At 45.2% G+C, this 9,837-nt stretch carries 12 protein-coding genes and 1 pseudogene; 8 read left to right on the top strand and 5 right to left on the bottom strand.

All coding sequences use genetic code 11. The features are described from left to right. The 3 genes and pseudogenes from Q0274_RS01380 to Q0274_RS01370 all read left to right on the top strand — a co-directional run. A pseudogene (locus Q0274_RS01380) lies at nucleotides 1-249 on the top strand (tRNA (N6-isopentenyl adenosine(37)-C2)-methylthiotransferase MiaB); the annotation flags it as partial. After that, nucleotides 230-883 (top strand): lysophospholipid acyltransferase family protein, encoded by a 654-nt coding sequence (locus Q0274_RS01375; protein WP_298026979.1) that lies wholly within the window; start codon nucleotides 230-232, stop codon nucleotides 881-883. The pseudogene Q0274_RS01380 and the gene Q0274_RS01375, both read left to right, overlap by 20 nt. Before the next feature lie 46 nt (nucleotides 884-929). After that, nucleotides 930-1,685: a hypothetical protein gene (locus Q0274_RS01370; protein ID WP_298026977.1), complete on the top strand. Its 756-nt coding sequence runs from the start codon at nucleotides 930-932 to the stop codon at nucleotides 1,683-1,685. A 231-nt stretch (nucleotides 1,686-1,916) separates the two neighbouring features. On the opposite strand, the gene Q0274_RS01365 is transcribed toward Q0274_RS01370, so the two are convergent. From Q0274_RS01365 to panC, 4 genes are read right to left on the bottom strand one after another with little or no spacing between them, the layout of a single operon-like run. Continuing rightward, nucleotides 1,917-2,573 (bottom strand): metallophosphoesterase, encoded by a 657-nt coding sequence (locus Q0274_RS01365; RefSeq protein ID WP_298026975.1) that lies wholly within the window; start codon nucleotides 2,571-2,573, stop codon nucleotides 1,917-1,919. Further along, nucleotides 2,570-3,571 (bottom strand): tRNA lysidine(34) synthetase TilS, encoded by a 1,002-nt coding sequence (tilS, locus tag Q0274_RS01360; RefSeq protein WP_298026973.1) that lies wholly within the window; start codon nucleotides 3,569-3,571, stop codon nucleotides 2,570-2,572. Before tilS ends, Q0274_RS01365 begins: the two co-directional genes overlap by 4 nt. Next, complete coding sequence (locus Q0274_RS01355) at nucleotides 3,568-5,079, bottom strand: MiaB/RimO family radical SAM methylthiotransferase (protein WP_298026971.1); 1,512 nt, start codon at nucleotides 5,077-5,079, stop codon at nucleotides 3,568-3,570. The genes tilS and Q0274_RS01355 overlap by 4 nt, the downstream gene beginning before the upstream one ends. Before the next feature lies 1 nt (nucleotide 5,080). Continuing rightward, complete coding sequence (gene panC / locus Q0274_RS01350; protein WP_298026968.1) at nucleotides 5,081-5,902, bottom strand: pantoate--beta-alanine ligase; 822 nt, start codon at nucleotides 5,900-5,902, stop codon at nucleotides 5,081-5,083. A gap of 166 nt (nucleotides 5,903-6,068) precedes the next feature. On the opposite strand from panC, the gene Q0274_RS01345 reads away from it, so the two are divergent. The 5 genes from Q0274_RS01345 (at nucleotide 6,069) to Q0274_RS01325 (ending at nucleotide 8,825) form a co-directional block, all read left to right on the top strand. Continuing rightward, nucleotides 6,069-6,368: a DUF883 domain-containing protein gene (locus Q0274_RS01345; protein ID WP_298026967.1), complete on the top strand. Its 300-nt coding sequence runs from the start codon at nucleotides 6,069-6,071 to the stop codon at nucleotides 6,366-6,368. A gap of 259 nt (nucleotides 6,369-6,627) precedes the next feature. Further along, entirely contained in the window at nucleotides 6,628-6,864 is a 237-nt protein-coding gene (locus tag Q0274_RS01340) for a hypothetical protein (RefSeq protein ID WP_298026964.1), read from the top strand. 58 nt (nucleotides 6,865-6,922) lie between these two features. Further along, nucleotides 6,923-8,020 carry a peptide chain release factor 2 gene (gene prfB / locus Q0274_RS01335; protein ID WP_298026962.1) on the top strand — a complete coding sequence of 366 codons (1,098 nt, stop codon included), beginning with the start codon at nucleotides 6,923-6,925 and terminating at the stop codon, nucleotides 8,018-8,020. 21 nt (nucleotides 8,021-8,041) lie between these two features. Then, nucleotides 8,042-8,377: a type II secretion system protein gene (locus tag Q0274_RS01330; protein ID WP_297948706.1), complete on the top strand. Its 336-nt coding sequence runs from the start codon at nucleotides 8,042-8,044 to the stop codon at nucleotides 8,375-8,377. A gap of 10 nt (nucleotides 8,378-8,387) precedes the next feature. Beyond that, the gene (locus tag Q0274_RS01325) at nucleotides 8,388-8,825 is read left to right on the top strand and encodes a hypothetical protein (RefSeq protein ID WP_297881919.1); all 438 of its coding nucleotides are present in this window, start codon (nucleotides 8,388-8,390) and stop codon (nucleotides 8,823-8,825) included. A 148-nt stretch (nucleotides 8,826-8,973) separates the two neighbouring features. On the opposite strand, the gene Q0274_RS01320 is transcribed toward Q0274_RS01325, so the two are convergent. Continuing rightward, nucleotides 8,974-9,714, bottom strand: a complete 741-nt coding sequence (locus tag Q0274_RS01320) for a hypothetical protein (protein WP_298026960.1) — start codon at nucleotides 9,712-9,714, stop codon at nucleotides 8,974-8,976. Nucleotides 9,715-9,837: the final 123 nt, after the last annotated feature.

Below are 9,837 nucleotides of genomic sequence, written 5' to 3'. Positions count from 1 at the left end.
TCAAGCGAAAGGCTAAGCAGACTGCAAAGCGCTCACGCTAAAATTTTAGACGAGATCGCAGGAGCGCAAAAAGATAAAATTTTCGACGTGTATTTTGAGGAGCTGCGAGAGGGTGGCACTGCGTGCGGTAGAAGCTTTTCAAATTTTTTAATCTGCGCGCAAGGCGGCGAGGAGCTTTTAGGCACAACGCGCAGAGTACGTATCGAAAAGACCGCCAGAATGGCGCTTTATGGAAAAGTTATCGCTTAAAAAGCGGTTGTTTTTCCGCGCCTCTGAATATCTCATTTTTATTCTGATTTGGTGTATTTTTTTAACGTGCAGGGTTAAATTTACTCCCACGAAGTTGCCCGAAAAGCCCTGCGTCGTTGTGTTTTGGCATGGAAGACTGGCGATGATGAGCTTTGCGTATAGGCGCTGGTGGCTGCGGGATTTCGGCAGCAAGAGGCGCGCCAAGGTCATCATCTCAGATCACAAAGACGGCGAGATAATTACGCGCGTGATCTCGCATTTTGGCATCGGCGCGATCCGCGGCAGTAGTTTCAAGGGCGGCGCACGCGCGCTTATGGGCGCGATCAAAGAGATAAAAAACGGCACCGACGTCATCATCACTCCCGACGGTCCGCGGGGTCCGCTTCACAGAGTCGCCGACGGTGCCGTGATCCTTGCGCAGCGGCTAAACTTAGACCTTTACGCGCTAAATTACGAAGCGAGCAGCTTTTGGAAATTTCGTAGCTGGGACGAGATGGTGTTGCCAAAGCCGTTTTCGCGCATAAATTATAGCCTCAGCGCGCCGTTAAATTTAACAGGGCTTAGCCTTGATGCGGGTAAAGAGGCGATCGGGAAACTGCTTTTTGCGAGCGCTGAGCAGGACATTAAATTTTAGTTTGAAATAATAGTGTTTCGATATAATTGCAATTTTAGGAGAAAAAATGGCACTATTTAAAGCAAAATCATTCCTCGGCGTCGCTAAAAGTGCCGACGCATGCGAGTTTTTTTATAGAAAATTGGGTTTTGGCAAAAGAATTTTGGATGAGAAATCCGATCGCTTTCCCATCGCGCAAGAAAACGATCTGGCTACCTCGCTGGCGGGCTTTGCGGATCTGAGTGATAAAAATTTAATCTCCTGCGTACTGATTGACGACGAAAATCAAAGAGTGTATTTTAACGAGGATTATATGATTAAAGAAAATAGCATTTATCAAAAAGTCGATGATAGCTTCATCGTAGAATTTCCTCGCGCAAGTGCACAGGCGGCGGATGAGACTTTTGGAATAGAATTTAACTCGCACGCTAGTTTATTTAAAATTTTATACTTCTTGCTAAAAAATCAAAGCGATTTTGAAAATATGGCGATGTTCGCGCTGAAATTTAATAACCGCGCATGTTTCGTCGTCGCCAACCAAGAGCGCGTGCTCTACGCCGACATAATGCGCATCGATGAGGAGATGCGGGCGGCGATGAGCGATACTGACGAGCTATTTTATGAGCTTTTAAATTTTCAGATCGAGACCTTCTATAAATCCGAAAATAGCGAGTTTCTTACTAATGTTTTCATCTACTCAGACGGCACGCTTAGCAACGAGATCGGTTATGTGATTTTTACGCGCATCTTCATCAAAACAAATTTGATAAATCTAAATTTCGCCGATTACATCAACAAAATCGCAATGCTGGAAGCCCGCTAGATCAAATTTTTCGCTCCGCACCGAGGCAGAATTTTAAAATTTTATCTTTGCAGTATTGCGCTTGCTTGATACGATTTGATTGTCTGTTTGCGGTTACGTTTTGTTAAATTTATCTCGCGTTACATAATGGAATTTTGACTAGATAAAATCATCCGTATTTAAACGACTTGCTTTTAAATTTAAACTTATTTACTGCAAAGGGCCCGTCTTGCGCCGTAAATTTTGTCTTTTTCACGAATCCCGATTAATTTTGCGTAAAAAATTTTCTATCAAAGCCCGCCTTTGCTCCACATCGTCGTTCTCGCTAATGCCCTCTAGCTCACTTGCGTGATGGGCCTTAGGCGGGATATCTTTCAGATACGACCACACCTCATCCTCGCTTAAAATTTTGCCGTGCAGATCAAAACCTACGTTTAGCGCCCTGCCCGAAACTTCAGCCATATCTGCGTGCAGGTGACCGTAGAGCATCAGTGCGCCATAATGACAGTTTGCCCACTCGATCATCGGGTAGTGAGACAGAGCCGCTCTCTTATGCGATAGGCGCACAAAGGCGTAGCCCACGATCTGTTCAAACATAAAATTGCCGTCCGCCTTGCGTCCGCTTAGCAGCTCGTTTTTCATCGCAGCGATGCGCCCATCGTGGTTGCCGAGCACCAAAAAATGTCGCCCGTTTAGTCTGCGAAGTAACTCGCAAGTGTGCGCAAAATCCTTGTGAAAGGACACATCGCCGAGATTATAGACGAGATCCTCGGGTGTAACAAGCGCATTCCAAGCGGCTATGAGATTTTCATCCATCTCGGCTACGTTTGCGCCTTTTCTAAAATTGGGATATTTTTTAAGCACCAGCTCGTGGCCGAAGTGTAGATCGGAGGTAAAATAAATGCTCATAAAAGCTCCTCAAATAGCGCAAGATCCGCGCCCTCAGCAAATAAAAATCCGCGGTTTATCGGCGGGACGGCGAGCTGCCTGCACGCTTCTTTAAATTTTTTGTCCATCGCGGCTTTGACATAAGGCGTCGCGAGGATAAATTTTTCGTCCACGCCCACGGCTACCTTGCCGCCAAGAACGCAGTCTGAGCCTTTTTCTAGGCAGCGCGCGCATTCGTTTCGCTGTGCGGCGCTTAGCACGAGTCCTAGCCTCTTGCAGGCAAGATCTACGCCGCGAATCTCGCCCCGGCCGCGTTTTATGAGATAAATTTTAGGCGCGGGATTAGAAATTTCGGGAGCTAAATTTAACGCATCGGTCGCCAAAAACTCAAAGCTCTTTTTTACGCCGCTAAAGTACTCGTTTAAAAACGGCTCGCTAAATTTCGCGCGAACAAATCCACGTTTAAACCGGTTCGTTAAATTCGTCTCGTCGGTGAAGTATTTTAGATTTCGCCCCTTTAAAAACCGCTCCAGCTCGCACTTTCGCACGCCTAAAAGCGGACGAGCGATCATGTAGTCCTCGCGGGGCTCAAGCTCCTGCATGCCTAGCAGCTCGCTAAGCCCTGCGCCGCGCCCAAGCTGCATCAAAAACCACTCGAATTTGTCGTCAAACTGATGCGCTAAGATCAAATTTTCATATCCCTGCTCGCGGCAAATCTCGGAAAAAAAATCATATCTGGTCGCGCGAGCTTCGTGCTCGAAATTTGACGCGCCCAGACGCACGCTTTTTACGTAGATTTGTTTGTTAAATTTGGCTGCGAGCTGCTGCGCCGAATCGACTTCGTCCTTGCTCTGCGCGCGAACGTTATAATCCACGATCACAAGGTCAAATTTCACGCCCGCCTCATCTAAAAGATAAAAAAGCGCCGTGCTATCGACGCCGTGCGAAAAAGCAAGCAGATTTTTGCCAGCCCGCAGCAAGGCTAGAATTTTGCTTGGAATTTCGGGCGAGTTTTTCATCGTCCTTGCGAGCTTTTTAGCACTCGCGCAAGCAGCCTATCGCCCGCAAATTCCGTGATTTCGCACTCGTATAGACCGCCTACTTTTAGATTTTGCACGTAGCTTTCATTGATTAAAATTTCGCCGTCGATGTCCTTGTCCCATGAAAGAGGCTTGGCGCCGTAAAAAAACTCGCCCTCGCTGCTGGCACCTTCGATTATTAGGGGCATCTTTTTGCCTACGAGCGCGTGCATGCTGCTATCTATCGCTTCGCGCGTGATTTTTTCGATTTTATTCAGACGGCGACTAATTGTCCGTGCGGGGATCTGCGGCATCGCAAAGCTCACCGTATCCTCCTCCTTGCTGTAGGCAAAAGCTGAAATTCTATCAAATTTAAACTCCTGCAAAAAGTCGCAAAGCTCGTTAAATTCTACGTCTGTTTCGCCTGGGTGTCCGACGATGACGCCCGTTCGTAAAAATGCGCCCGGCGCACTTCGCATTAAGCTTAAAAGCTCTTTGATCCGCGCCGCGCCCGCGCCGCGCTTCATCAGGCTTAGCATTTTATCGTTTATGTGCTGAATCGGCATGTCGAAGTAGTTTGCGAAAACGGGTGAGTCCACGATCGCGCGGATGAGCCGCTCGTCGGTGCTGGTGGGGTAGAGATACAGCACGCGCGCGACCTTGACGCCCTTTATTTTTTCGATGCGTTTTATCAGCGCGACTAGATCGGTGCCCCACTCATCAGCTATTTCATCGCTCGCGTTCTCCTCGCTAGAGCCCTTACCGCAGGAGAGCCTACTTTGAGCGGAAATTTTATCTGCCGCGCCGCCGCTTGAGCCGTCGGAATTCTGCCCGTCGCGAAAGCTTGCAAAATTTAACTCGCCTTCGGAGCCTTTAAAATTTGATCCGCTCTTGTTGCCGCGTCTTAGATCGCGACCATAGCTGCTAGAATCCTGCGCGATAAAGCTGAAATCGTAAAATCCGCGCGCCACCAAGCCGCGCACCTCTGCTTCGATGTCGTCGATGCTGCGGCTTTTTAGGCGACCTTTGAAGCTCGGAATGGCGCAGAAAGAGCATTTTTGATTACAGCCCTCCGAAATTTTAACGTAAGCATGGTAGTTTGAGCCCGTTATCACGCGTGAAGAGGTAAGCGCGGGACTTTGCAGATAGGTTTGTGGGCTGAATAAATTCTGCTTTTTTAAGATCATTTCGTCGATCTTGTCGTAGTCGCCGACGCCGCTGAAAATATCGACCTCGGGCAGCTCGCGCATGAGCTCGTCCTTGTAGCGCTGCATCAGACAGCCCGTGACGACCAGCAGCGCGCCGTCTTTTTTCTGCTCGCTAAGCTTCAAAATCGTGCGGATACTCTCCTGCTTGGCGCTTGCTATGAAGCCGCAGGTATTTACGATCATCACGTCCGCACTAGCAGGCTCATCCGTGAGCTCATAGTTTTGCAGACGCCCGAGCATGATCTCGGAGTCAACTAAATTCTTATTGCAGCCCAGCGAGACGAGATGGAGTTTTGCCATTTTACAGCCAGATATTATCGATCAGGCGGGTTGTGCCGACCTTTGCGGCAAGCAGTATTATCGTATCGCCTTGCTTGATCTGCGAAATTTCATTAAATTTATAATCCACGAATGCTATGTAATCGACCGCCAGCGGTTCAAGCACGCTAAGCATCTTTTCGCGGATGATATTTAGGCTTATCTCGCCTTTTTTAATAAGCGAGCTGGCATTTAGCAAGGATCGTGAAAGTTTAAGCGCCATAAGCTTTCCCTCCTCGTCCAAATAGGCATTGCGCGAGCTAAGCGCGAGTCCATCGCTTTCGCGCACGATCTCACAAGGGATGATATTTATAGGCATAAAAAAGCTCTTTACCATCTTCTGCACGATGAAAAGCTGCTGGGTGTCCTTTTTGCCCATATAAACGTTGCTAGGACGAGTTAGATTAAAAAGCTTATTTAGCACTTTAAGTACGCCGTCGAAGTGCCCAGGGCGCGTTTTGCCTTCTAAAATTTCACTTATCGGCTTAGGTGCTATGATCGCTGGCTCCTCTGTGCCGTAAATTTCATCCGCGGTCGGGATAAAAAGCGCGTTCACATCGAGGCTTTCGCAAATTTTAATATCGCCCGCTTCGTTTTTTGGGTAGCTGTTTAGATCCTCGCCGGGCAAAAACTGCGCCGGATTGAGGAATGCGGAGACGATTACGATGTCGTTTTCGTTCCGCGCTCTTTTTATGAGACTCGCATGCCCCGCGTGCAAAGCCCCCATCGTAGGCACGAAGCCCACGCTGCCGCTTGCCACCGCTCTGAAGCTTTTTAGCTCTTCTACGCTTCTAATGATCTGCATTATTCTCTCTTTTCAATATAAAATATTAAGGCTGACAATTATATCAAAAAAATATTAAAGGTATAAATTAAGCGCGAAAGGGCGGTCTATTTAGCGAGCGTTAATCAATGAGTACTAAAATTTATCACGAGCTTTAGCTCTAAAATAAACTTCAAAAGGAGCGAAAATGGCTACTCAAGAGACAAATTTAGATTCTTTGAAAAAGGATATCGACTCTTTAAAAGCGGATTTTAAAGAGATTATGAAGTCCATCAAAAATATAGGCGCAGAGCGTGCGGAGTCTGCTAAAGATAAAATTCTAGATCAGCTAAATAACAATGAGATTAAAAAATATATAGACGATCTAAGGCTCAAAGGCAAAGACGGCATAGAAAGTGTGAATGACACGATAAAACAAGACCCGATAAAAAGCGTCGCTATCGCTGCGGGCGTCGGATTTTTGCTCGCTTGGTTGCTGAAAAAATAATGGCCGGCATATCTGAATTTATAGTTTCGGTAGTAGAGCTCGTAGACGCTCAAGCTAGCGATATTAGGCGCTCTTTTTTAAAGAGCGCCAACTCGGTTTTACTAAATATAATTACGGGCATAATTTGCATTATAGGCTTAGTTTTCTTTTTGCTAGGGCTGCACGCGCTTCTTGAAAAAACTATCGGAGAAATTTGGGCGTATTTTGCTTGCTCTATCGCAGCTTTTTTATGCTCTATCATCGTGTATAAGGTGCTTTCGTGCAAAGCGAAATGACAAAAGAGAAGCTAAGACTAGTGGTGTCTATGCTTGAAGACAGAAAAACCGATTGCAAAAAGTTGAAGCTAGAAGAAGCAAAGCTAAAGCTGCTACTAAACGACCCTTTGCCCGATCTCTCGATGGAGCTTAAACTGATTAATCATGGCAATATCAAGCAGGTTTTGATATCCCTAATAGATAAATGCTTCATAATACCCGCCTTAAATAAAATTTTATAAACAACCTTAATCCAAAATATGTTATAATCACGCCAAAAGCATAAAAAGGTCTTAAATTTTGGATAATTACGAATACACGGAACTTTTAAAAACCCTAAATACTAAAGTCGAAAATATCGCTGGCGTCGTAAAACCGGAGAACATTAAAGCGCGCCTAAAAGAGATCGAGGAGCTTGAAAACGATCAAAATCTCTGGCAGGACGTCGCAAAAGCAGGCGCTATCGGCAAGGAAAAAACTAAAATTTCAAATATCTTAAATAAATTTCTAAACGCTAAAAACGCCGTAGACGACGCGAAGGGCTTATATGAGCTGGCAAACTCGGAAAACGATGAGGAGACGATAAACTCGCTTTTTGCTGAGGCGGACGAGCTAGAGGACAAGATCATAAATTTAGAAATTTCTATGATGCTTAGCGGCGAAAACGACGATAAAAACGCTATCGTCAGCATTCATCCGGGCGCGGGCGGTACGGAGAGCAACGACTGGGCGAGTATGCTATATCGCATGTATCTGCGCTTTTGCGAGCGAGAGGGCTTTAAGATCGAGGTTTTAGACTTTCAAGAGGGCGAGGAAGCGGGTCTTAAGGACGTTAGCTTCATCGTGCGCGGCGAGAACGCCTACGGATATCTGAAAGCCGAAAACGGTATCCATCGCCTGGTGCGCGTAAGCCCATTCGATAGTGCAGGGCGCAGACACACGAGCTTTTCAAGCGTGATGGTAAGCCCCGAGCTAAATGATGATATCGAGATAAATATCGAAGAGAAGGATATCCGCATCGATGTGTTTCGCGCAAGCGGCGCAGGCGGGCAGCATATCAATAAAACCGAAAGTGCCGTGCGCATCACGCACATCCCGACGGGCATCGTAGTAAACTGCCAAAACGACAGAAGCCAACACAAAAACAAAGAAACGGCGATGAAGGTGCTAAAGTCGCGCCTTTACGAGCTTGAGCTGATGAAACAGCGCGAAAAGGACGAGAACACGCCTAAAAGCGAGATTGGCTGGGGGCACCAGATCCGCTCCTACGTACTTTTCCCGTATCAACAGGTTAAGGATAACCGCAGCGGCGAGGCGTATAGCCAAACCGATGCGATTTTAGACGGCGATATAAAAAGCATAATCGAAGGCGTTTTGATTTCACAAGCGAACAGATAAATTTTTTTCGAAAGGATGAGAATGAGTGAAGATGGAATTTTGCTAGCGCTAGGATATAGCGTAAACGACGCGACGGTCGCACAGCTGCGAGGAATTTTATCGAAGTGCGATTTTGAGGATAACGAGCTTGATCGCATCGTGGGGCTGAACGATAAGCTTAAAATTTACGGTGCGCACGTGGCGATGTCGAATTCAAACCCGTATTTTAAGATCAAAAACGATGCTACAAATGAGGAGCGCAAGACTGCTGTGGAGCAGATCATCAGCGCTTGGTCGGAAAAATTTAAGCTCAAGCTGCAAAAAGTCGCGGGCAAAGAGACCTATTACATTTTGGGTCGCCAAATTTCAAAAAATTAAGGAGCAAAATATGAAAAAAATTCTAGCTTTGATCGCCGCCGGGGTATTTTTGGCAGGCTGCGTTAGCAACGCACCGAAAAGCGCAGTCGATGCGCCAAAGAGCGGCAAATATTCCTTCGCCGACGTTCAAGACGGTATCCGTGCGATGAACCTACAAGGCGGCGTCGTGCAAAGCGATGCATGCAAAAACGGCAATGGCGCGATGTGTCTAAATTTTGCGGATTCTATGTATTCCAAGCGAGACTATGCTTCCGCCGCCAACGCCTACAATGCCGCGTGCACACTCTCCCAAAACTTTCCTGCTTGCCAGAAGCTCGCAGCGATGTTTGAAAAAGGTGAGGGCGTGGAGCAGAATAAATTCAACGCCATTGATCTATACCGCATCTCGTGCTATTACGGCTACAAGGACGCGTGCGCAAATATGCGCCGCTTAGGATATAACGGCTAAGGCTTTGGGATTTAAATTTTAAAATTCTGTTTTAGATTTACTCACTACGAACTGCTTTCAAATTCCATTCCGTCGTATCGCGGGATGGAATTTGTTGCATTAAAAATTCTGCATCATACATTTTGATAAAATTTTGTGTCACTTATAGCTAGAAATAAATTTTATCTACATCGTTGATATTTATATTGTGTCTAGCTAAGAAATACTCTTTCAATTCAAAATATATAGAATTTCTAAATATCGGTATTAAATAATATCTGGAGCAAGCAAATAAGCCGATATGTCCATAATGCGGTTCGCCAACTCTCAATGCAGGGAAAAGCGAAAATCTCCTATCGCCACTTTTTCCCAAAACAAGACAAAAGATAAATTTTACTAATATATTGCCCGCAAACTGAAACAAAACAAAGCTCAAAAGCCAACGAGCAACTACAAGATCAATCGTCATAAAAACTAAGCATAGTAGTGCCGCCATAAATAGATATAGCCATTCTCTTTTCCCTTTAAAATTTCCTATAAAAAAGGACCAATCCATATTGTGCCGTAAATTTTCACATTGCTCGACATGCGCGATTTTATCTTTTTCGTAAAATTCTATTTGGTTGTTTTTAAGCCGTATCGTCGGCCTCTCTTTTCTATAATCTATAAGCTCCGGCAATATAATAAATAGCGATAAAAACGATAGAAACAAAATCATGTATATACTGTCCTTGACGCTATAATCCACTGTGCCGCTGGCTTTCCAATCAAAATTTACAATTATGGCAAATACGCCGCCTATAAAAAGAGAGAAAACCATTAATAGCTTTTGATATAGATATTCGTAGTTTTTAAGAATTATTGGATTTTTGTCGTAATCTCTTGTTTGCTGTTTATTAAAATTTTCCATTTATCAGTACTTTTTATAAAATCAGCTTATTTCCTTGCTTTTTAATTCGCTTTATGATATCCCTTTTTAAATTTAAATTTTCTAAATTTTATCTTTTTGCTAAATACCGACAAGGTGCGCGGG

It is taken from the genome of uncultured Campylobacter sp. (assembly GCF_937973075.1).
In the GTDB taxonomy this organism is placed as follows: Bacteria; Campylobacterota; Campylobacteria; order Campylobacterales; family Campylobacteraceae; genus Campylobacter_B.
Note: the sequence above shows the minus strand (reverse complement) of the source record. Positions and strands in the feature narration are given on the sequence as shown.

Coding starts and splice junctions, on each gene's coding strand:
- Q0274_RS01375 (WP_298026979.1), top strand. CDS start 230: ATGGAAAAGTTATCGCTTAAAAAGCGGTTGTTTTTCCGCGCCTCTGAA.
- Q0274_RS01370 (WP_298026977.1), top strand. CDS start 930: ATGGCACTATTTAAAGCAAAATCATTCCTCGGCGTCGCTAAAAGTGCC.
- Q0274_RS01365 (WP_298026975.1), bottom strand. CDS start 2,573: ATGAGCATTTATTTTACCTCCGATCTACACTTCGGCCACGAGCTGGTG.
- tilS (WP_298026973.1), bottom strand. CDS start 3,571: ATGAAAAACTCGCCCGAAATTCCAAGCAAAATTCTAGCCTTGCTGCGG.
- Q0274_RS01355 (WP_298026971.1), bottom strand. CDS start 5,079: ATGGCAAAACTCCATCTCGTCTCGCTGGGCTGCAATAAGAATTTAGTT.
- panC (WP_298026968.1), bottom strand. CDS start 5,902: ATGCAGATCATTAGAAGCGTAGAAGAGCTAAAAAGCTTCAGAGCGGTG.
- Q0274_RS01345 (WP_298026967.1), top strand. CDS start 6,069: ATGGCTACTCAAGAGACAAATTTAGATTCTTTGAAAAAGGATATCGAC.
- Q0274_RS01330 (WP_297948706.1), top strand. CDS start 8,042: ATGAGTGAAGATGGAATTTTGCTAGCGCTAGGATATAGCGTAAACGAC.
- Q0274_RS01325 (WP_297881919.1), top strand. CDS start 8,388: ATGAAAAAAATTCTAGCTTTGATCGCCGCCGGGGTATTTTTGGCAGGC.
- Q0274_RS01320 (WP_298026960.1), bottom strand. CDS start 9,714: ATGGAAAATTTTAATAAACAGCAAACAAGAGATTACGACAAAAATCCA.